The following is a 21550-nucleotide window of genomic DNA, read 5'->3' on the forward strand; positions in this document are numbered from 1 at the left end:
CCTCCCGGAACGCAGAACGGGCCACCTCGACGAGGCGGCCCGTTCTGCGTGGGGCGGGGTTACGCGAAGAACTCCGCCAGGCGGGCCACGCCCTCGGCGATGTCGTCGTCGCCGAGGGCGTACGACAGGCGCAGGTACCCGGAGGGGCCGAAGGCCTCGCCCGGGACGACTGCGACCTCGGCGTGCTCGAGGATCAGGTCGGCCAGCTCGAGGGTCGTCGTCGGGGTTGAGCCCGCCCACTCACGACCGAGCAGTGCGGTGACGTCCGGGTAGACGTAGAAGGCGCCCTGCGGGGTCGGCGTGACGAAGCCCGGGATCGCGTTGAGCCCGGCGACGATGGCCTGCCGACGGCGGTCGAAGGCGTCGCGCATGGCCGCCACCGGCTCCTGCGGCCCGGTCAGGGCGGCGATCGCGGCGCGCTGGGACACGTTGGAGACGTTCGACGACAGGTGCGACTGCAGGTTCGACGCGGCCTTGACCGCGTCGACCGGACCGATGAACCAGCCGACGCGCCAGCCGGTCATCGCGTAGGTCTTCGCGACGCCGTTGACCAGGATCGTGGTGTCGGCGAGGGCCGGCACGGCGTCGAGGATGCCGGTGAACCGCAGTCCGTCGTACACGAGGTCCTGGTAGATCTCGTCGCTGATCACCCAGATGCCGTGCTCGAGTGCCCACTCGCCGATGGCCTTGGTCTGCTCGGCGGTGTACACGGCGCCGGTCGGGTTCGACGGCGAGCAGAACAGCAGCGCCTTCGTCTTCGGGGTGCGCGCGGCCTCGAGCTGCTCGACCGTGACAAGGTAGCCCTGGTCGCTGCCGGCGAAGACCTCGACCGGCTCGCCACCGGCCAGGCGGATGGCCTCGGGGTAGGTGGTCCAGTACGGGGCGGGGAGCAGGACCTCGTCGCCGGCGTCGACGATCGTCTGGAACGCCTGGTAGACGGCCTGCTTGCCGCCGTTGGTGACGATCACCCGCGACGGCTCGACGGTGATGCCGGACTCGCGTGCGGTCTTCTCGGCGATGGCCTGCTTCAGCTCCGGCAGGCCGGTCGCCGGCGTGTACCGGTGGTTCTTCGGGTCCTGTGCGGCCTCGACCGCGGCGGCGACCACGTGGTCGGGCGTGGCGAAGTCGGGCTCGCCGGCGGCGAAGGAGATGACGGGTCGGCCCGCGGCCTTCAGGGCCTTGGCCTTCGCGTCGACCTTGAGCGTCGCGGACTCGGCGATCGCCGCGATGCGGGACGCGATGCGCGGCCGATCGGTCGGCGCGGCGGCGGGGGTTGCGGTGGACTCGGGGCCGGGGGCTGCGGTGCTCACGGGTGCCAGCCTATCGGCGCGGCACGCCGTGGAGGGGGCCAAGTGGACACCGTGTGACGGACTCCCGTACACTCGACCACCGGAACACGATCGGTGACGGACGTGCTCTGAAGGGCGGTGGCTCAATTGGTAGAGCAGCGGTCTCCAAAACCGCAGGTTGCAGGTTCGAGTCCTGTCCGCCCTGCAACTCTGGAAGGGTAGAAGTTGGCGAGCAAAGACATGGAGACGACGGCGGACGACGTCGTCGCCAAGGCGAAGCAGGACCGGGCCGAGCGCCGGGGTCCGATCGCTGCCATCGTGCTCTTCATCCGTCAGGTGATCGGCGAACTGCGCAAGGTCGTGACCCCGACCCGCAAGGAGCTCTTCAGCTACACGCTGGTCGTGCTCGTCTTCGTCGTCGTGATGATGATCCTGGTGTCGATCCTCGACTTCGTGTTCGGTCTCGGCGTCGGGTACGTCTTCGGCAACGGGCCCACGGCCTGACCCGGACGTCGACTGCCGAGTGCGGCAGTCCACTGGAGTACGGTCGCCCGAGACGGTGCCGTTCGTGACCAGGACCGTCCGCCATCCCGACCCGCACCACCGAACGGAAAGAATCGACTGTGTCTGACTACTCCCGCGACGACATCGACCTCGCGACGGCTGCCGAGCAGTCCTCCGAGGTCGAGGAGAACCAGGAAGGCGACGTCGAGACCGGCGAGGAGCGCTCCGCCGAGTCCGCCGAGGAGCGCGCGATCTCCGTCGAGTCCGAGGACGACGAGTCCCTCGGCATCGACGAGGAGCTGACGGCACTGCAGGAGTCCAAGGACCCCGAGGCCGACGCCGTCGTCGAGGACGCCCTCGAGATCGACTCCGCTGACGAGGCCGATGCCGCCGTCGAGGCCGTCGAGGACGAGGAGGAGATCGAACTCGAGTCCGAGACCGCCGAAGCGGCGAACGAGACCCTCGCCGCCGACGAAGCGATCGACGCCGAGGACGACGACGCCGAAGAGGCCGAGGTCGACCCGTACGAGGCCTTCAAGGTCGAGCTGCGGATGAAGCCGGGCAAGTGGTACGTCATCCACTCCTACGCGGGCTTCGAGCGCCGCGTGAAGTCGAACATCGAGAACCGCATGGTGTCGATGTCGATGGAGGAGTCGATCTACCAGGTCGAGGTCCCGATGGAGGACGTCGTCGAGATCAAGAACGGGCAGCGCAAGCTGGTCACCCGTGTCCGGATCCCCTCGTACGTGCTCGTCCGCATGGACCTCAACGAGGACTCGTGGTCCGTCGTCCGGCACACCCCCGGTGTCACCGGCTTCGTCGGCAACGCCCACAACCCGACGCCGCTCCGTTTCGACGAGGCGTTCGGCATGCTCAAGTCCCTCGTGCAGGTCGCCGAGGCCGCCCCGACCAAGGGTGGCTCGAAGTCCGGCGGTTCCCTGCAGGCGCAGCCCGCTGCCGAGGTCGACTTCGAGGTCGGCGAGACGATCACCATCAAGGAAGGCTCGTTCGCGGGCCTGCCGGGTTCGATCTCCGAGATCAAGCCGGAGAGCGGCAAGCTCACCGTCCTCGTCTCGCTGTTCGAGCGCGAGACCCCGGTCGAGCTCAGCTTCGACCAGGTCACGAAGCTCTAGTCCAGGTCTGCCCGTTCGGGTAGACTCATCGAGTTTGGGCCCGCACGCTTCGTGCGTGTGGGCCTTCACCGCGGTCCGGAACGGCCGGACCAGCGGGAGAGTGCACGGATCCCCGTGCGTTCGATTCCAGGAGGAAGACAAGTCATGGCACCGAAGAAGAAGGTCACGGGCCTGATCAAGCTGCAGATCAACGCGGGAGCCGCCAACCCGGCCCCGCCGATCGGTCCGGCACTCGGTCAGCACGGCGTCAACATCATGGAGTTCTGCAAGGCGTACAACGCGGCGACCGAGTCGCAGCGTGGCAACGTCGTGCCGGTCGAGATCACCGTCTACGAGGACCGTTCGTTCACGTTCGTCCTCAAGACGCCGCCGGCCGCTGAGCTCATCAAGAAGGCTGCTGGTGTGCAGAAGGGGTCCGCGACCCCGCACACGGTCAAGGTCGCGAAGATCTCGATGGACCAGGTCCGTCAGATCGCCGAGACCAAGCAGGCCGACCTGAACGCCAACGACGTCGAGCAGGCCGCGAAGATCATCGCCGGCACCGCACGCTCGATGGGCATCACGGTCGAGGCCTAAGCACCGATCGGGCTCCGGCCCACACCCAGACACCTTTCCGTGGGAGAGCCGCGCCGGCTCGTCAACCACGTATCTCGCAAGGAGACCACCATGGCGAAGAAGTCCAAGGCCTACGAAGCCGCGGCCGCGAAGATCGAGGCCGACAAGTTCTACACCCCGACCGAGGCAGTCGCCCTGGCCAAGGAGACCGGCTCTTCGAAGACCGACTCCACGGTCGAGGTCGCGCTGAAGCTCGGCGTCGACCCGCGCAAGGCGGACCAGATGGTCCGCGGCACGGTCATCCTGCCGCACGGCACGGGCAAGACCGCCCGCGTCATCGTGTTCGCGACGGGTGCAGCGGCCGAGGCCGCGATCGCAGCCGGCGCCGACGAGGTCGGTGGCGACGAGCTCATCGCGAAGGTCGCCGAGGGCTACACCGCCTTCGACTCCGCCGTCGCGACGCCCGAGCTCATGGGCAAGGTCGGTCGTCTCGGCAAGGTGCTCGGCCCGCGTGGCCTCATGCCGAACCCGAAGACCGGCACCGTGACCCCGAACGTGGCGCAGGCCGTCAACGACATCAAGGGCGGCAAGATCGAGTTCCGCGTCGACAAGCACGCCAACGTGCACTTCGTCGTCGGCAAGGCCTCGTTCACGCCGGAGCAGCTCGACGAGAACATCTCGACCGCGCTCGAGGAGATCAACCGCCTCAAGCCGAGTTCCTCGAAGGGCCGTTACGTCATGAAGGGCGCCGTCTCGACGACCTTCGGTCCCGGCATCCCGCTGGACGTCAACAGCATCTGAGTCCACTGACTCCGAGTCACTGACTCACGGAGGGGCCCGCACCGGTAACGGTGCGGGCCTTTCTCGCATGCAGGCGCGCGCGTCCCGGTAGCGTGGTGTCGTGCGCACCTTCGTCAACTCGCTCCGGTTGATCGCCGTCATCGCCGTCGTCGTCGCGATCGTTGCCCAGTGGCTCGTCAGCTCGAAGACCGACGTGTACAACCCGTGGAACTTCTTCGGCTACTTCACGATCCAGTCGAACGTCATCATCGCCGTGGCCCTGGCGGTGACCCTCGTCGCCTCGGCCCGCCGCAAGCGTGGGGACCTGCGGGTGAGCCTGCTCCGGGGCGCCGGCACGGTCTACATCGCCACGACCGGGATCGTCTACAACACCCTGCTGACGAACGTCGACGTGTCGGCGAACGTCCAGTGGTCGAACGACGTGCTGCACAAGGTCATCCCCGCGTACGCGGTCCTCGACTGGCTGCTGTTCTCGGACCGGTCGAAGCTGCTCCTCCGCCACGTCTGGTGGTTCTTGGTCTACCCCGCGGTGTGGACGATCGTCATCCTGATCCGTGGCGCGACCGACGGCTGGGTGCCGTACCCGTTCCTCGACCCCGCGCAGGGCTACGGCGTCGTGGCGATCTACTGCGTCGGCGTGGGCGTCTCGATCGGGTTGCTCGGCGTCCTGGTCGTGGGGATGAGTCGGCTGCGGCTCGTCAAGGTCTAGGAACGGAAGTCGCGCAGCTTGTCGAGCACCAGGTCGGCGAGCTGCACGAGCCCTCGGATCTGGTCGTCGTCGCGGTCGACCCAGCGGCACTCGGGCTCGTCGGCGACGGGGACGAAGCCGTCGTGGCGCTCCCAGACGAACAGGGTGCGATCGGCACCGAGGACGTACTGCTGCCACCAGATCTGCCGCAGGTAGTGCCGGGGGATGCTCCGCCAGCCCTTCGCGGTGGTCTTGATCTCGGCGAGCACCACCCGCGACCCCTGGACCCCGACGCCGTCCGGGGTGGCGAGGTGCGCCCGGTTCGCAGCGGCGTGGAACAGGTGCGCCGAGGGCTGGATGCCGTGCGTGGCCGCGACCCAGGCGGCGATGTGGGGCTCGCGGTCCTTGCCGTGCTCGGTGAACGCGTTGCCGGAGAACCGTGAGCCGTAGCGCTTCTCGGTGACGACGGCCTCGACCGCGTGCAGCGAGGCGAGCCGCGCGACGTCGGTCGCGGTGATGCCCGCGGCGCGCGCGCGGAGCCAGGCGAAGCGGTCCGAGGAGTGCGCGACGATCCGCTCGGTGTGGCCGCGCAGGGCGGTGAACGCGTCGCGCCCGGGGACCGCAGCCGGCGTGGCGGAGGCAGACAGCTCCTCCAGTCCGGGGTCCAGGTCGCCCCACAGGGTGGGCTGCACGATCGTCACCCGACGATTCTCCCCCCGACCACCGGCAGGACCGAATCCGACGCGCTCACGAGTGCGGCGTGTGCGTCAGGAGACCAGCTCGCGACCCTCGGCGTACGCGACCAGCTCGTCGACCCCGGCGGGGGAGAGTGCGTAGCCGATCGCGAGTGCCGCTGCGCCCTGCAGCGCGGCGAGCGACCCCGCTCGCGACTGGGCGATGACGAGGTGTTCGGTGGCGAGCGGCATCGACCGCGAGTAGACGACCTCGCGGACGCCGGCGAGCAGGTGCTCCCCGGCCTGCGTGATCGAGCCGCCCAGGACGATGACCGACGGGTTCATGAGCGAGACGCAGGTGGCGAGGACCTCACCGATGTCGCGGCCCGCCTGTCGGACGGCGTAGATCGCGTCGAGGTCGGACCGGTTCACCAGGTCCAGCACGTCGGCGCCGGTGTGGGCGTCGTGCCCCTTCGCACGCAGGGCACGGGCGATCGCCGGACCGGACGCGACCGCCTCGAGGCACCCGGTGTTGCCGCAGTGGCAGGGGACGTCGCCGGCGCGGGACACCCGCACGTGGCCGATGTCACCGGCGGTGCCCTGGGCGCCGCGTTGCAGCGCGCCGTCCGACACGATGCCGGACCCGATGCCGGTGGCGACCTTGACGAACAACAGGTGGTCGACGTCGGGCCAGCCGTGCTCCCGTTCGCCGAGGGCCGCGATGTTCACGTCGTTGTCGAGCAGGACGTGCGCTGCGATGTGCTGGCGGAGCCACGACGGCACGTCGAAGCCGTCCCACCCGGGCATGATCGGCGGGTTCGCCGGGCGTCCGGTCGAGAACTCGACCGGACCGGGCACGCCGATGCCGATGGCGATGACGTCTTGTCGGGCGCGGCCGACCTCGTCGAGCAGCTCGTCGATGGTGGCGACCAGCCACGACAGGGTCTCCACCGGGCCGGCGGCGATGTCGATGCGTGCTTCGCGGGTGGCGAGCGGGGCGGCGACCAGGTCGGTGACGGCGACACGGCCGTGCGAGGCGCCGAGGTCGGCGGCGATCACGAGTCGGGCGCGGGGCTTCAGCGCGACCTGGGCCGGCGGCCGTCCTCCGGTGGAGACGGCGGTGTCGACGGGGCCGACGAGACCGACCTCGATGAGGGCGTCCAGGCGCACGCCGATGGTGGAGCGTGCGAGTCCTGTCAGTGCGGCGAGCTCGGCCCGGGTCCGCGGCACGCTGTCGCGGAGGATCTGGAAGAGCTCGCTCGTCCCGACCGGAGGCGACGCTGCCGTCCGAGTCAAGTCGACCATGGGGGGAGTGAAGCACACATCGAACGCGCCACGCAACGAAGTTCGTCGACCTTCCACGAACTTCTGCTTGACCGCCGACAGAAGTGGTCATAGTGTGACGCTCGGTCAGTGACGACCGCACCATCTCGACGAGGAGAACCCCTGGTGACCCAACCGATCTCGGTTCAGCTCTACACCGTCCGCGACGCCCTCTCGGCCGACCTGCCCGGCACGCTCCAGCGCATCGCCGACATCGGCTACACGAACGTCGAGGCCTTCGGCTTCGTCGACAACGCCGACGAACTCGCCGCCGCGCTGCGCGACGCCGGCCTCGCCGCCCCGAGCGGACACGCACGACTGCTGGACGCCGGCGAGCAGGACCTCGAGCGGATCTTCCACGCGAGCGTCACCGTCGGACTCGGCACCCTGATCGACCCGCACATCGACGAGGCCCGCTGGACCACCCGCGAGGACGTCGAGGCCATCGCCCGCGAACTGAGCGCCCTCGCCCCCCGCGCCGCCGACCACGGCCTGGTCCTCGGCTACCACAACCACGCGTTCGAGTTCTCAAACCGCATCGACGGCGTCAGCGCCTACGAGGTCTTCGCCGACGCCCTGTCCGACGACGTCGTGCTCGAGCTCGACACCTACTGGGTCACGGTCGGCGGTGACGACCCGGTGGCGATCATCGGCAAGTACGGCGACAAGATCGAGTTCCTGCACGTCAAGGACGGCGACGGCTCGCACGACGACGACAAGCAGGTCGCCGTGGGCAACGGCATCATGCCGATCCGCGAGATCCTCGCCGCCGCACCCGACGCACTCCACGTCGTCGAGCTCGACGGCCACGAGGGCGACGTCTTCCAGGCGGTCGCCGACTCCTACACGTTCCTCGAGGGGGTCCGCGCATGACCGACACCACGGCGTCCACCGCCCTCGACAGCAGCACCCGGACCGGCCGCGTCGGCGTCGGCGTCATCGGCGCCGGGGTCATCTCCGACCAGTACCTGTCGAACCTCACCGTCTTCCCCGACGTCGAGGTCCGCTTCATCGCCGACATCGACCTGCCGCGCGCAGCCGCCCAGGCCGAGAAGTGGGGCGTCGCCGGGTCGGGCACCGTCGAGGAGCTCCTGGCCGACGACGACATCGAGATCGTCGTCAACCTCACGATCCCGGCCGCCCACGTCGAGGTCGCCCTGCAGGTCCTCGCCGCCGGCAAGCACGTGTGGGGCGAGAAGCCCTACGCCCTCGACCGCGAGAGCGCGACCGAACTCCGTGACGCCGCACGCGCCGCGGGCAAGACCGTCAGCGTCGCACCCGACACCTTCCTCGGTGCCGGCCTGCAGACCGCGCTCCGCACCATCCGCGACGGCCGCATCGGCAAGCCGCTCAACGGCCTGACGCTCTTCCAGAGCCCCGGCCCGGAGTCCTGGCACCCGAGCCCCGAGTTCCTCTTCGCGTACGGTGCCGGCCCGCTGTTCGACATCGGCCCGTACTACATCACCACCCTGGTGCAGACGTTCGGCCCGGTGAAGAAGGTCACGGCGACGGCGTCGAAGTCCCGCGCCACGCGCACGATCGGCTCCGGCCCGAAGGCGGGCACCGAGTTCCCCGTCGACGTCCCGACGAACCACTCCGCGCTGATCGAGTTCGAGGACGGCGGGAGCGCGCAGAGCGTCTTCTCGTTCGAGTCGGACCGCGGCCGCACGGGCGTCGTCGAGATCGCGGGCGAGACCGGCACCGTCGTCTTCCCGGACCCGAACAACTTCGACGGCGACACCGAGCTGTACGCGCTCGGCGCCGAGGAGCCCGAGACGATCCCCGCGGTCGGCTCCACCTACTCGCGCGGCACCGGCGTGGTCGACCTCGCCCGCTCGCTCCGCGCAGGCGACGAGAACCGTGTCCCCGGTGCCCTCGCCTTCCACGTCCTCGACGTGATGGTCTCCATCGCCGAGGCGGCAGAACGTGGCGAGGCGGTGCTCGTCGAGAGCACCGTGTCGCCCTCCCAGACCCTCCCCGAGGGTTGGGACCCCGCGGAGCAGACCCTGGCCTGACCGGCTCGGATCCGCCCCGCACACCACAGCAGCACCCGACGTTCCACCCCGCACCACCCCTGCACCATCCCTGCACCATCTCAACGACGAGAAAGTAGAGAGTCATGCGCACTGCCATCCGCGCACTGGCCATCACCGCGGCCGCCGCACTCACCGTGACCGGCCTCGCAGCCTGCTCCTCCGGATCGTCCGGTTCCTCCGGCGACTCCAAGACGCTCACCTACTGGGCGTCCAACCAGGGCACGTCGCTCCAGAACGACAAGGAGGTGCTGACCCCCGTCCTCAAGGAGTTCACGAAGGAGACCGGGATCAAGGTCGACCTCCAGGTCATCGGCTGGAACGACCTGCAGACGAAGATCCAGACCGCCGTCACCTCGGGCCAGGGCCCGGACGTCGTCAACATCGGCAACACCTGGGCCACCTCGCTCCAGGCGACCGGTGCGTTCCAGGAGTACGGCGACTCCGAGATGAAGGCGATCGGCGGTGCCGACAAGTTCGGCAAGGTCGCGCTCTCCACCGGTGGCGCCCCCGGCAAGACCGTCACGAGCGTCCCGCTCTACGGCCTCGCGTACGGCCTGTACTACAACAAGTCCATGTTCAAGGACGCCGGCCTCGAGGCACCGACCACGTGGGAAGACCTCACGGCGGACGCCAAGAAGCTCACCACCGGCGGCAAGTACGGCTTCACCATCGCCGGTGGTTCGTACACCGAGAACTCGCACTTCGCGTTCATCACCTCGGCGCAGAACGGTGGCGAGTGGTTCGACAAGGACGGCAAGCCGACCTTCACCGACAAGGCGAACGTCGACGGCATCAAGCGCTACCTCGACCTGATGCAGTCCGACAAGGTCGTCAACACCTCGAACGCGCAGTACGACAACGGCACGCAGGCCGTCTCGGACTTCGCGAACGGCAAGGCCGCGATGATGCTGACGCAGAACAACGCGAACGCGACGATCACCTCGCAGGGCATGAAGACGGACGAGTTCGGCGTGGTGCCGTTCCCGACCACCGCTGACGGCGAGGACATCGCGTCGTTCCCGGCCGGCATCAACCTGTCGATCTTCAAGAACACGAAGAACAAGGACGGCGCGCTCAAGTTCGTCAAGTACATGACGAGCGCGGACACGCAGACCACGCTCGACAAGCCGTACTCGGCCCTCCCGGTGCTCGCCGCCGCGGCTGACTCGGTCACCGACGAGCAGACGAAGACGTTCCTCGACATCTACAACAACAAGGCCAAGCCCCTCCCGCTGGTCCCCGCCGAGGACCAGTTCGAGTCCACCGTCGGCAAGGCGATGAACGACATGTTCGCCAAGATCGCCACCGGCGGCACCGTGTCCGACAGCGACATCAAGACCGCGCTGCAGACCGCCCAGGACCAGGTGTCCCAGGCGAACGGCTGATCCAGCCAGGAGGACCGGGGCGCGTCCGCAAGGACGCCCCCGGGCCTCCACCCCTCGCGTCCACAGCCGGACGCGCCGGGGCAGGTCGTCACCGGCCCCACAGCCCCAGAGCCGGCCATCCGCCGGCAGTGAGCGTCCCGCCTCACGCACGCCGTGCCTCCCGTCCGCTGCCACGGACCGGGGTGCGAAGCACCCGAACCCCCTCCTGCCGAAAGGCCCCCGCCCATGTCCACGACGGTCCTGCCCGATGCGGAGCGCATCGACCTGACGCACACGAAGGGCTCGACGCTGTCGGGCCGTCCGCCAGGTCGCAAGCGCAAGACCAACTGGCTGCCCTACGCGCTCGTCGCGCCGGCCATCCTGTTCGAGCTGCTCATCCACATCGTCCCGATGCTCACCGGCATCTGGATCTCGTTCATCCAGCTCACCAAGTACTTCATCGCCAACTGGGGCGCTGCACCCTTCGCGGGACTGCGCAACTACTCGGTCGTCGTCGACTTCGACCAGGCGATCGGCAAGGGCGTCCTGCACTCCTTCCTAATCACCTGCGGGTTCACGGTGCTGGTCGTCGGCCTCTCCTGGACCTTCGGCATGGCGGCCGCGGTCGCGCTGCAGAAGCCGTTCAGGGGTCGCGGTCTGTTCCGCACCCTGTTCCTCGTGCCGTACGCGCTGCCGATGTACGCCGGCATCATCACCTGGAAGTTCATGTTCCAGCGTGACTCGGGCGCGGTGAACCACGTCCTGGTCGACCAGCTGCACCTGTTCAACGGCACCGGCCCGTTCTGGCTGATCGGCTCGAACGCCTTCGTCTCCGTCGTCGTCGTGGCGATCTGGAAGACCTGGCCCTTCGCGTTCCTGATGCTGATGGCCGGACTGCAGTCCGTGCCGAACGACGTGTACGAAGCCGCCTCGGTCGACGGTGCGAAGCCGTTCCGGCAGTGGCGCTCGATCACGCTGCCGATGGTCCGCCCGGTCAACGTGACGCTCGTGCTCGTGATGTTCCTCTGGACGTTCAACGACTTCAACACGCCGTTCGTGCTGTTCGGCTCGACCGCACAGCCCCCGGCCGCGGACCTGCTCAGCTTCCACATCTACAACGCGTCCTTCATCACCTGGAACTTCGGCTCCGGTGCCGCGATGAGCGTCCTGCTCCTCATCTTCCTGCTCATCGTCACCGGCATCTACCTCGCCGTGACCAACCGGAGGTCCGTCCGTGCGTGAGACATTCGGCGCCAAGTCCTTCAAGGTCGTGACCCTGGTCATCCTGACCCTGTTCACGGTCGTGCCCCTCTACGTGATGATCACCACGGCCATCAAGCCGCTCGGTGACGTGCAGAACGACTTCACGTGGATCCCGACCAACATCACCATCCAGCCGTTCATCGACATGTGGTCGACGGTGCCGCTCGGCAAGTACTTCGTGAACTCGCTCGTCGTCTGCACGGTCGCCACGGTGTTCTCGCTGATCATCGCGACGTTCGCCGCCTACGGTGTCTCGCGCTGGAACTTCAAGGGCAAGAGCACCTTCACCACCGCGGTGCTCTCCACCCAGATGTTCCCCGGCGTGCTGTTCCTGCTCCCGCTGTTCCTCATCTTCACGAACCTCGGGAACTCGCTCGGCATCCAGCTCGTCGGCAGCTGGACCGGCCTGATCATCACGTACCTGACGTTCACGCTCCCGTTCTCGATCTGGATGCTCGCCGGCTACTTCGAGACCATCCCGCGTGAGCTCGACGAGGCTGCGATGGTCGACGGTTCCGGCCCGATGGGGGCCCTGTTCCGGGTCATCCTGCCCTCGGCCCGCCCGGGGCTGGTCGCGGTCGGCATCTACTCGTTCATGACGGCCTGGGGCGAGGTGCTCTTCGCCTCGGTCATGACCAACGGCGACGGGCAGACCCTGGCGGTCGGTCTGCAGCAGTACTCGACGCAGACGAACGTGTACTGGAACCAGATCATGGCCGCGTCCCTGGTCGTGTCCATCCCCGTGGTGATCGCGTTCCTCATCGTGCAGCGCCAGTTCGTCGCCGGTCTGACCGCCGGTGCGGTGAAGTAGCCGGTCGCACCCCGGCCCCGAGACTCGGGCTGGGCGACAGTCCTCGTGCCATCGAGCACGAGCGACGTCGCTCAGCCCGAGTCTCGTCGTTCCGGGCAGGATGGGGCGCATGAGTGGAGCGCGTGGGCGGCAGCTGCTGCCAGGACAGACCAGCCGGGTGCACGTCCACGACCTCGAGTCGCGGACTTCGCGGCTGGTGTTCGAGTCGAGCACGGTGCTCGTCGAGGCGCCGAACGTGCTCGACGACGGCACGATCCTGCTGAACGGCGACGGCGACCTCTGGCTCCTCGAGCACGGCGGGCAGGTGCTCGACGAGACCGCGCTCGTGCCGGTGCCGATGCCCGGCGTCCCCGAGATCAACAACGACCACGTGCTCGACCCCTCGGGCAACTCCGTCGTGGTGAGCGGCCGCGACGGGGACCTGTACCGGGTGCCCGTGCCGGCCGGCGGAGCGGCGGCGACCCTCACCGACGTGACCACCGCGCTGCCGGTCGTCCGGAAGTTCTACCTGCACGGCATCTCCCCGGACGGGGAGACCCTCGCGGCGATCGTCGGTGAGCGCACCGAGGAGGGCGTCTGGACCACCGACGTCGCACTCGTCGACCCGGCCACCGGGGACCCGACGTTCCTGACCCGCGACGAGCACCCCGACGACGGCGTCTCGTTCGCGGGCGAGGTGCTCGTGTGGAACTCGGAGCGGTTCACACCGGGCACCGCGCAGCTCGTCGCGCTGTGGCCAGGGGCGACCGACCCGGTCCGGATCACGAACGACGACCGGGTGAACTGGTTCCCGCACCTCTCGCCGGACGGGGAGCACCTGCTCTACCTGTCGTACGAGCCGGGGGTGCAGGGCCACCCGGCCGACCAGCGCGTGGAGCTGCGGCGGCTGCCCGGGGTGCTCGTCCGCGGCGCCCGGATCATGCCGGTGCCGGAGACCCTCGTCGTGCTCGACGGCGGCCAGGGCACGGTCAACGTGCCGCCGTGGTCGCCGGACTCGCGGTGGTTCGCCTACTGCGACTACCCCGTGGGTCGAGACTCGGACTGAGCGACAGTCCTCGGGCTCGTGGCCACGAGGACTGTCGCCCACCGCGAGACTCGGGTCACCTCAGACCTCGCGTACCTGCCCCTGCTTGAGGTGCAGGCGACGCTCGGCCCGCTTCGCCACCCACGAGTCGTGCGTGACGATGACGACCGTCAGCCCGCGTTCCTTCCACTGCTTCTCGATGAGCCCCATGATCTCGTCGCGGGTGCCCTCGTCGAGCGCACCGGTCGGTTCGTCCGCCAGCAGCACGCTGGGGTTCTTCACCAGGGCACGGGCGATCGCGACGCGCTGCTGCTGCCCGCCGGAGAGCTCGGCCGGCAGGTGCTCCATCCGCTCGCCGAGCCCGACCTCGCGGAGCGCAGCCGTGGCCCGCTCGCGGATCTCCGAACGTGCTCGGTTCGCGAGTGACCCCGCGAACGCCGTCTCGACGTTCTCGAGCGCCGTCAGCGTCGGGATGAGGTTGAAGCTCTGGAACACGAAGCCGATCTCCGTCGCCCGCAGGTCGGTCAGCGCACGGTCGCCGAGCTTCGCCACGTCGCGGTCGCCGCCGAGGTGGATCGAGCCGGCCGTCGGCCGGTCGAGTGCCCCGAGCATCTGCAGCAGCGTCGACTTGCCGCCGCCGGTCGGCCCCTGGATCGCCACGAGCTGTCCCTGCGGGATCGTCAGGTCCACGTTCGTCAGGGCGGTGACGGTGCGGTTCTTCTGCTTGTACGTCTTGCTGACGTTGGTCAGCCGGTACATCGGACTGGAGGCGCGGCTCGCCTCCGCCTGGCCGGGTGCGGTGTCGGTGCTGGTCACGGTCACTCCTTCTGGTCGCGTGCTCGGGGTCGGTGCGGGTCCGGCGGTCGGCACCGCGCCGGTGGCGGGGCCGGGCATCAGGCCACGCTCCGCAGTGCCTCGGCCGGACGGAGCTTGCTCGCGCGCCAGCCGCCGAGTGCGCCGGCGATGAGGCCACCGAGGATCGCGAGGCCGATCGCCAGCAGGATGACCTCGACGGTCACCGGGGCGTGCAGGACCACGTCGGTCGTCGACGCGGTGCTCGCGCCGCCGCCGAAGCCGCCGGCCGGGGCGCCGCCCGTCGTGCCGCTACCCGCGGCCGCGGTCGCCGCGCCACCGGGCATGCCGCCGCCGCCACCCGCGCCGCCGCCACCGGTCGTGCTCGAGGCGCTCGCCGAGATGGTCGGGCTGATGATGTTCACCACGAGGATGCCGATCAGGCCGGCCGCTGCGCCGAGGACGCCGCCGATCAGGCCCTGCACGAGCGACTCGCCCGCGACCTGCCGGGTGATGCGGCCGTTCGACCAGCCGATGGCCTTGAGGGTGCCGAACTCGCGGGTGCGCCTCGTGACGCCGGAGATCGTGAAGAGGATCGCGATGAGGAACGCCGCCGCCAGCACCACGATCGACAGCCAGGTGCCGAGGTTCGAGACCAGGCTCGACGCGGTGCTCAGCGAACCGGAGACGCTCGACGCCAGGTCGGACTCGGTCGAGACCGTGGCGGTGGTGAGCTGCTTCTGCAGGGCGGTCTTGATCGTGCTGACGTCCGACGAGGACTCGGCGGAGACGTAGATCGAGGTGACCTTGCCGTCGAGGTCCGCCAGGGCCTGCGCGGTGTCGAGGGGGATGTAGGTGTTCGAGCCGGTCGTGGACGACGAACCCGTCGAGGTGACGATGCCGATGACCTCGAAGTCGGTGCCGCCGATGTCGACGGTGTCACCGACCGCCTTCGACTCGCTCTTCGCGTAGGACGCATCCAGCACGACGACGTCCTTGCCGGCGTCCTTCGCGGTGAACGTGCGGCCCTTGGTGAGCTCGGTGCTGGTCAGGGGCCCGACGGCGTCGCCCGAGACGGGGATGCCGGTCACGGTGAACGAGTCGACGTTGAACGAGCCGCCGCCGAAGCCGCCGCCCTGGCCGGAGTCGCCACTCGGCGGACCCTGCTGGGTGGAGCTGTCCGTGCCGCTGCTGTCGGAGCTGCTGCTGTCCGTGCTGCTGCCGTCGGTCGACTGCTGGACCTGACCCGAGAACGTGCTGTTCTCGAGGGTCAGGACACCGGTCGCCGCCTTGACGCCGTCGGTGCCGGTGACGGTGGTCAGGTTGGCGGCGCTCAGCGTGCTCGTACCGCGGGCGACGGCGAGCCGTGACTGCGACAGGTCGGTCGAACCGCTGCTGTCGCTGTCGTCACCGCTCTGGCTGCCGAAGTCGAAGCTCGGCCGACCGGAGCCCGACGCGCTCGGGGTCGTCGTCTTCGTGACGGTGATGTCGGTGCCGACGCCGTACACGGACTGCAGGACGCTGGACTGGGCCGCCTTCACGCCGCCCGCGATCGAGGACACGATGACCACGAGGGCGATGGCCAACGCCATGCCGATCGCGATGATGACGGTCTGCTTCTTGCGGTTCGTGAGTTCGCGCCTGAGGTACGTCAGGAACATGGTTCTCCTCGGTGGTGGCCGGCTGGGGTCACCGGCCGTGCAGAGCGCACGGCGGGGCCGACGGAGGAGAACGTAGGCAGCCGGTCAGTGGCCGCCCCATCGGCAGCCTATGAGCTGTCTAAGGGGCGCTCAGCTCGCGTCGCCGTACTCCCGGCGCAGGTGCTCCGCGTAGCCGCCGGGTGTGCGGCCCGCGAACCGACCGCTCGTCACCACCGGCAGGTCGACCGTCGCGTCCACGCGGAAGCCCATCGCCCGCGCCCGCTCGACGAGCCGGACGTCCTCGTGCTCGGGGACGGGGTCGAACCCGCCGAGCGCCAGGTACGCGGATGCCAGCACGCCGAGGTTCGCGCCGTGCACGTGCCCGAGCGCGGCTCCGGGCGGGTGCGCCTGCGTCCACCGAGCGAGCACGACCGGGTCCAGGTCGTCCGGGTCGGGGACGACGGCGCCGACGAGCACGTGCGCGCCGGACCTGAGGGCGCCGGCCTGCTGGACCAGCCAGCCCTCCGGCACCCGCGAGTCCGCGTCGGTGTGGGCGAGCCAGCGGGACACCGGGTCGGCGGGGTACTGCCGGAGGGCGTGCGTGGCACCGATGGTGCGCGCCCGACCGACCCCGACGTGGGCGGTCGCGACGACGTCGACGGGGAAGCGCTCGACGACCGTCGCCGTGTCGTCGGTGCAGCCGTCGAGCACGACGGTCACCGAGACCGCCACGTCCGGGTGTCCCGCGGAGAGTCGGGCGCGAGCAGCGAGCAACGCGTCGAGGCAGGCGGCGATGCGGTCCTCCTCGTCGTGGGCGGGCAGCACGACGTCGATGCGCGTGACGCCGGAGGACTCGGTCACCGGACCAGCCCCTCGGCCCGTGCGACCGACACGACGCCGGGGCCGGGCAGCACGCTCAGCACGAAGTCCGGTTCGACGTGCCGGACGAGCGCTGGCCGTGGCCACCGTTCCGCGAGCCGCGCGTCCACCGCGTCGCCGCTCGACACCGCCTCGTCGTCGGGGTGGCGCCAGTGGCACGCGACCAGCACGCCGTCGTCGTCGAGCGACGCCAGCACCCGGTCGATCGTCTCGTCGAGGTCGGCGGGGGACAGGTAGTAGCCCACCTCGGACATCACGACGAGGTCCCACCGACCCGTCGGCCACTCGGCGGGCAGCGAGGCCTGCACGAACCGGGCACCCGGCGCGCGGACGGCAGCCTGGGCCAACGGCGCGGCCGAGATGTCGGTGCCGAGCACGGCGTCGGCCCGCTCGGCGAGCGCTGCGGTGAGGACGCCCGTGGCGCACCCGAGTTCGAGCGCCGACCGGTACCGCTCACGGGGGAGCGCGGCGAGCGTCACCGCACGCTTGCGGCGTTCGTACCAGGACCCCTCGAAGTCCCATCCCTCCGGCTTCCGCTCGTAGTGCGCGTCGAACGACTCCCGCGAGCGCGACGCCGTCGGCTCGGGCGCGAAGAACCACTCGGTCGACCGCAGGTGGTGCGCGGCGTGCCGGTCGTCCACGATCGCCTCGTCCCCGGCGGCCGGGGACAGCGGGCGGATCTGCGAGGCGTAGGCGTCGAGCGCGGCGCGCTTCCGTGCCCGCACGGCGTCGGGGAGTCGCAGGACCCGGGCTCGGTCCCACGGCTGTGCGGATGCGGACGGGTCGTCCCAGTGCCATGCCCAGATCGGGTAGGTCAGCAGCGACACCCCGGCCGCTCCGGCGGTGACCGCTTCGGCGACCTCGCCCGCGATGCGGTGGTCCCGGTGACCGTCCCCGCGCCACGGTGCCACCACGAGCGTCGGCCGCACGGCGTCGTCGAGCGCTCGCCGCAGGGCGTCGGTGACCTCGTCCCGGTGCTCCCGGGTGCCGCCATCGGGGATGCCGACCGACGACGCCGTCGCACCGGGGTGCAGGGTGGCCAGGGCGCGGGTGAACTCGGCGTCGCGCACGGCTGCGAGCTCCGGGACGGTCGTGGTGGGGGAGTCCGGGTGGGAGCGCTCGCCGCGGGTGAGGAGCAGGACGTGCACGGGGATCCCGGCGTCCGAGGCGCGCGCGATCAGGCCACCGGCGCCCAGGGTCTCGTCGTCGGGGTGCGGCGCGACGACCATCACCGAGCGGATGCCGTCCAGGTCCACCGGTGTGGTCGGCACCGAGTCGAGGAACGGGGTCCACGCCGCGGGGTCGGTGCCCGGCTCGCGGTGGTCGAAGCTCACCACGCGACACCGCCGCGCTCCGTGACCATCCGGCCGATCCGGGCGAGGTCGCGTGCGCCGTGGTCCTGCAGCACGTAGAGCTCGAGGTCGGCGACCCGTGCCGCGACGGCGGGGTCCGAGGTCAGGGGCGCCGGGCCGACGGTGGCGACGACCCGCTCGCGCACGGAGTCCACACTCCGGCGGACCCGGGAGCGCACCGTCTGGGCGAGCAGCGGCCAGTCGACGTCGGGAGCGTCGGGGTCCTCGGAGCGGTCGATGCGGGCGGCGGCGTCGGCGAGGGCGTCCTCGGCGTCCGCGAGGTCGAGCACGGTCGCACCGAGGGCGGCCTGCAGCAGCTCGGACCCCGGATGGGACTCGGCCAGCGTGCGCAGCACCCGGCCGAGTCCCAGCGCACCGCCCCACCAGCACGCCGCGACACCGATGCCGCCCCACGCGAAGCCCGGCCGCTGCAGGTACCAACCGGGTGCGCCGACGCGCCGTGCCGGAACCCCGTCGAAGTCCATCGGGCCGCTCGGTACGTCGGGCATGCCACGGGCGACCCAGGCCTCGTCGTGCGCGGTGACGCCGTCCTGCCGCAGGTCCACCGCGACGAGGACGCGGTCGTCGCCGGCGTGCGCGGTCACCAGCGCGTGCGACAGCGTCGACGCGAGGGAGCACCACGGCTTCGTGCCGGTGAGGAGCGCCGTGCCGTCGTCCTGCAGCGCGGCCTGGAGGCGGAGTCCCGGGCCCTCGGCGGCGAAGACGCCCCAGGTCGAGTCGGCGGGGACCGGCACGTCGGCCTGCTGCAGGATGCCGAGCGCGTCGAGGTGGGGTTCGACGGTGCGGGCGGTCGCGACGTCGCCCGCGGCGACGGCGGCGAGCGTGGCGAGGAAACCGCCGGCGGTCCCCACGGACAGGAGCGGGGCGGTGGCGGCGAGCGTGCGCGCGGCCGTCAGACGGTCTGCCGGGCTCGAGCCGGGCCTCCCGGCCGTCTCCTCGATCCCCGCGGTGTCGACGTGCCTGGCGGACGGTGGCCAAGCGGAGGATCGCAACATCCCCCCAACCTACGAAGGAGCAGCCGAGTGCACTCGGAGCGATCCACAGAGCGCGGAGGGGCGGTCCACAGACAGCTCATAGGAATTCCTCGATACTCGAAGACGTGACCATCTCCCAGCCTGCAGCAGCCCCGCGCCTCACGCGTGCCGACGGAACCCCGTTGCGCATCCTGGTCGTCGACGACGAAGCCAGCCTCACCGACCTGTTGTCCATGGCGCTCCGCTACGAGGGCTGGGACGTCAAGAGCGCGAACGGTGGGCAGGACGCCCTGACGACGGCGCGGGAGTTCAAGCCCGACGCGATGGTGCTCGACGTGATGATGCCGGACCTCGACGGGCTGCAGGTGCTCAGCCGGTTGCGGCAGAACAACGACGACACCCCGGTGCTGTTCCTCACCGCGAAGGACTCGGTCGAGGACCGCGTGACCGGGCTGACGGCCGGTGGCGACGACTACGTCACGAAGCCGTTCTCGCTCGAGGAAGTGGTGGCGCGACTGCGGGGCCTCATCCGCCGCTCGCAGATCTCGATCTCCGAGGCCGGCGACTCCCGCATCGTCGTCGGGGACCTGGTGCTCGACGAGGAGTCGTACGAGGTGCACCGTGCTGGCCGTCCGATCGAGCTGACCGCCACCGAGTTCGAGCTCCTCCGCTTCCTGATGCGCAATCCCCGTCGCGTGCTGTCGAAGGCGCAGATCCTGGACCGCGTGTGGTCGTACGACTTCGGCGGCAAGTCCTCGGTCGTCGAGATCTACATCTCCTACCTGCGCAAGAAGATCGACGCCGGCGAGACCCCGATGATCCACACGGTGCGCGGCGTCGGGTACGTCATCAAGCCCACCTCGTGACCCTCCGGCGCCGGCTCGTCCTGAGCATCGTCGCCCTCGTCGTCGCCGTCAGCGCGGTGATCGGGGCGGTGAGCATCATCGCGCTCTCCTCGATCCAGACGGGCGCCATCGACAAGCAGATCACGAGTGCCACCCACCGGGCGCAGCGCTACCTCGAGCAGAACCAGAACGGACAGCCGAGCATCGACCTGTCCCGTCCGTCCGGGCAGGCCGCCGGCACCCTGACGGCGTACTTCGTCGACGGGCAGGTCGTCATCGCGAACGTGCTCGACGACTACGGGCGCCCCAGTGCCATCACGCAGTCGAGCGCTACTGCCCTCGGTCAGGTCCGCGTGGGCGGCGACCCCGAGACCGTCGACCTCGGCTCGGACATCGGTCGCTACCGGCTCACCGCCGTGACGGTCGGTCCCGCCGTGCTGGTCGTCGGGTTGCCGATGGCCCCGGTCTACGCCAGTGTCTGGTCGCTGCTCTGGGTGGTCGTCATCGTCGTCGCCGCCGCGCTGCTCGCCGCGTCGATCGTCGCCGCCGTCGTGGTCCGGCGTTCGCTGCGCCCGCTCGAGCGCGTCGCCGAGACCGCCTCGACCGTGGCCCGGATGCCCCTCGACCGCAGCGATGCCCTGGACGGCGTCCGCGTGCCCGACACCGACCCCCGCACCGAGGTGGGCCGGGTCGGCAGCGCCTTCAACCGGATGCTCGGGCACATCGGCAGCGCCATGCAGGCGCGGGAACGGTCCGAACAGAAGGTCCGGCAGTTCGTCGCCGACGCCTCGCACGAGCTCCGCACCCCGCTCGCCTCGGTGCGCGGGTACGCCGAGCTCACCCGTCGGATGGGCGGTGACCTGCCGAAGGACGTCGTCTACGCGATGAGCCGCATCGAGTCCGAGTCGATCCGGATGACGTCGATGGTCGAGGACCTGCTGCTCCTCGCCCGCCTCGACGAGGGGCGCGAGATCCAGTTCGACGAGGTCGACCTGACCGGGCTCGTGCTCGACGCCGTGAACGACGCGCACGCCGCCTCGCCGGAGCACGTCATCGAGATCGACGTGCCGTCGTCGCCCGTCGTGGTCGTGGGGGACGCCGCGCGCCTGCACCAGGTCATCGTGAACCTCGTCACGAACGCCCGGACCCACACGCCCGACGGCACGCGCATCACCGTGGGTCTCGCGCCGTCGCCGTCCGGCCCCGGTGTCGACCTGACCGTGCGCGACACCGGGCAGGGCATCGACCCGGAGTTCCTGCCGAAGCTGTTCGAGCGGTTCGCCCGTGCCGACAGCTCCCGGTCGCGCACCGTGGGGTCGACGGGGCTCGGGCTCGCCATCGTGGACGCGGTCGTGCAGGCGCACGGCGGGAGCGTCGAGGTCGCGAGCGTGCCGGGAGACACCGTGTTCACGGTGCACCTGCCGGTGGATCCGTCGGCCGCTCCGGCCGTGTCGGCCGCTGGTGCGGACGCTTCTCCGGCGTCTGCTGACTGGTCGGGGACGCCCGCCGCGGTGGACGCGACCCACTGACGGTCGGGAGGCGCGGGGCGGGCCCGCACCGCGCCTCCCGACCGTTGTTTGGT

General features: G+C 70.2%; 21 protein-coding genes and 1 tRNA gene. 14 read left to right on the top strand and 8 right to left on the bottom strand.

What is annotated here, in order from left to right:
* Window positions 1-59: 59 nt before the first annotated feature.
* Entirely contained in the window at window positions 60-1241 is a 1182-nt protein-coding gene (locus OGL88_RS03630; protein ID WP_263089956.1) for a pyridoxal phosphate-dependent aminotransferase, read from the bottom strand.
* Window positions 1242-1421: 180 nt separating this feature from the next.
* On the opposite strand from OGL88_RS03630, the gene OGL88_RS03635 reads away from it, so the two are divergent.
* The 6 genes from OGL88_RS03635 to OGL88_RS03660 all read left to right on the top strand — a co-directional run bounded on the left by OGL88_RS03635 (window position 1422) and on the right by OGL88_RS03660 (window position 4991).
* A tRNA-Trp gene (locus tag OGL88_RS03635) sits at window positions 1422-1494 on the top strand.
* A 35-nt stretch (window positions 1495-1529) separates the two neighbouring features.
* Window positions 1530-1793, top strand: a complete 264-nt coding sequence (gene secE / locus OGL88_RS03640) for a preprotein translocase subunit SecE (RefSeq protein ID WP_228504884.1) — start codon at window positions 1530-1532, stop codon at window positions 1791-1793.
* 119 nt (window positions 1794-1912) lie between these two features.
* Window positions 1913-2926 (top strand): transcription termination/antitermination protein NusG, encoded by a 1014-nt coding sequence (gene nusG, locus OGL88_RS03645; protein WP_263089778.1) that lies wholly within the window; start codon window positions 1913-1915, stop codon window positions 2924-2926.
* A gap of 144 nt (window positions 2927-3070) precedes the next feature.
* Complete coding sequence (rplK, locus tag OGL88_RS03650; protein WP_263089781.1) at window positions 3071-3502, top strand: 50S ribosomal protein L11; 432 nt, start codon at window positions 3071-3073, stop codon at window positions 3500-3502.
* 90 nt (window positions 3503-3592) lie between these two features.
* The gene (gene rplA / locus OGL88_RS03655; protein WP_263089782.1) at window positions 3593-4282 is read left to right on the top strand and encodes a 50S ribosomal protein L1; all 690 of its coding nucleotides are present in this window, start codon (window positions 3593-3595) and stop codon (window positions 4280-4282) included.
* 100 nt (window positions 4283-4382) lie between these two features.
* Entirely contained in the window at window positions 4383-4991 is a 609-nt protein-coding gene (locus tag OGL88_RS03660; RefSeq protein ID WP_263089783.1) for a Pr6Pr family membrane protein, read from the top strand.
* Here OGL88_RS03660 and OGL88_RS03665 read toward each other — a convergent pair.
* Window positions 4988-5671, bottom strand: coding sequence for a YqaJ viral recombinase family protein (locus tag OGL88_RS03665; protein WP_123938623.1), 684 nt, complete (start codon window positions 5669-5671; stop codon window positions 4988-4990). The two genes, OGL88_RS03660 and OGL88_RS03665, sit on opposite strands and share 4 nt — an antisense overlap.
* A gap of 66 nt (window positions 5672-5737) precedes the next feature.
* Window positions 5738-6949 (bottom strand): ROK family transcriptional regulator, encoded by a 1212-nt coding sequence (locus OGL88_RS03670; protein ID WP_263089786.1) that lies wholly within the window; start codon window positions 6947-6949, stop codon window positions 5738-5740.
* Between the two features lie 144 nt (window positions 6950-7093).
* Between OGL88_RS03670 and OGL88_RS03675 the strand changes: the two genes are divergently transcribed.
* The 6 genes from OGL88_RS03675 (at window position 7094) to OGL88_RS03700 (ending at window position 13486) form a co-directional block, all read left to right on the top strand.
* On the top strand, window positions 7094-7840 hold the full coding sequence (locus OGL88_RS03675; protein ID WP_263089787.1) for a sugar phosphate isomerase/epimerase family protein: 747 nt from the start codon (window positions 7094-7096) through the stop codon (window positions 7838-7840).
* On the top strand, window positions 7837-8982 hold the full coding sequence (locus tag OGL88_RS03680; protein WP_123938624.1) for a Gfo/Idh/MocA family protein: 1146 nt from the start codon (window positions 7837-7839) through the stop codon (window positions 8980-8982). Before OGL88_RS03675 ends, OGL88_RS03680 begins: the two co-directional genes overlap by 4 nt.
* A gap of 104 nt (window positions 8983-9086) precedes the next feature.
* Window positions 9087-10388 carry an ABC transporter substrate-binding protein gene (locus OGL88_RS03685; protein ID WP_205462778.1) on the top strand — a complete coding sequence of 434 codons (1302 nt, stop codon included), beginning with the start codon at window positions 9087-9089 and terminating at the stop codon, window positions 10386-10388.
* A 225-nt stretch (window positions 10389-10613) separates the two neighbouring features.
* Window positions 10614-11609 carry a carbohydrate ABC transporter permease gene (locus OGL88_RS03690; protein ID WP_263089791.1) on the top strand — a complete coding sequence of 332 codons (996 nt, stop codon included), beginning with the start codon at window positions 10614-10616 and terminating at the stop codon, window positions 11607-11609.
* Window positions 11602-12441: a carbohydrate ABC transporter permease gene (locus tag OGL88_RS03695; protein WP_111084253.1), complete on the top strand. Its 840-nt coding sequence runs from the start codon at window positions 11602-11604 to the stop codon at window positions 12439-12441. The genes OGL88_RS03690 and OGL88_RS03695 overlap by 8 nt, the downstream gene beginning before the upstream one ends.
* Before the next feature lie 109 nt (window positions 12442-12550).
* Window positions 12551-13486, top strand: a complete 936-nt coding sequence (locus OGL88_RS03700; protein ID WP_263089794.1) for a biopolymer transporter Tol — start codon at window positions 12551-12553, stop codon at window positions 13484-13486.
* A gap of 60 nt (window positions 13487-13546) precedes the next feature.
* Here OGL88_RS03700 and OGL88_RS03705 read toward each other — a convergent pair whose 3' ends face one another.
* From OGL88_RS03705 to OGL88_RS03725, 5 genes are all read right to left on the bottom strand, one after another.
* Entirely contained in the window at window positions 13547-14224 is a 678-nt protein-coding gene (locus tag OGL88_RS03705) for an ABC transporter ATP-binding protein (RefSeq protein ID WP_111084468.1), read from the bottom strand.
* 134 nt (window positions 14225-14358) lie between these two features.
* Window positions 14359-15918 (bottom strand): ABC transporter permease, encoded by a 1560-nt coding sequence (locus OGL88_RS03710; protein ID WP_263089795.1) that lies wholly within the window; start codon window positions 15916-15918, stop codon window positions 14359-14361.
* 129 nt (window positions 15919-16047) lie between these two features.
* Entirely contained in the window at window positions 16048-16758 is a 711-nt protein-coding gene (locus OGL88_RS03715; protein WP_263089797.1) for a glycosyltransferase, read from the bottom strand.
* Entirely contained in the window at window positions 16755-18113 is a 1359-nt protein-coding gene (locus tag OGL88_RS03720; RefSeq protein WP_263089798.1) for a bifunctional PIG-L family deacetylase/class I SAM-dependent methyltransferase, read from the bottom strand. Before OGL88_RS03720 ends, OGL88_RS03715 begins: the two co-directional genes overlap by 4 nt.
* Window positions 18107-19144 carry an acyl-CoA dehydrogenase gene (locus OGL88_RS03725; protein WP_263089799.1) on the bottom strand — a complete coding sequence of 346 codons (1038 nt, stop codon included), beginning with the start codon at window positions 19142-19144 and terminating at the stop codon, window positions 18107-18109. The genes OGL88_RS03720 and OGL88_RS03725 overlap by 7 nt, the downstream gene beginning before the upstream one ends.
* Before the next feature lie 104 nt (window positions 19145-19248).
* Here OGL88_RS03725 and OGL88_RS03730 point away from each other — a divergent pair, with 104 nt between their 5' ends.
* Both OGL88_RS03730 and OGL88_RS03735 read left to right on the top strand, forming a co-directional pair.
* The gene (locus tag OGL88_RS03730) at window positions 19249-19989 is read left to right on the top strand and encodes a response regulator transcription factor (RefSeq protein WP_017888661.1); all 741 of its coding nucleotides are present in this window, start codon (window positions 19249-19251) and stop codon (window positions 19987-19989) included.
* Window positions 19986-21497 carry a sensor histidine kinase gene (locus tag OGL88_RS03735; RefSeq protein ID WP_263089801.1) on the top strand — a complete coding sequence of 504 codons (1512 nt, stop codon included), beginning with the start codon at window positions 19986-19988 and terminating at the stop codon, window positions 21495-21497. Before OGL88_RS03730 ends, OGL88_RS03735 begins: the two co-directional genes overlap by 4 nt.
* Window positions 21498-21550: the final 53 nt, after the last annotated feature.

Origin of the sequence: Curtobacterium sp. RIT-PI-V (genome assembly GCF_025642935.1) — a bacterium.
In the GTDB taxonomy this organism is placed as follows: Bacteria; Actinomycetota; Actinomycetes; order Actinomycetales; family Microbacteriaceae; genus Curtobacterium.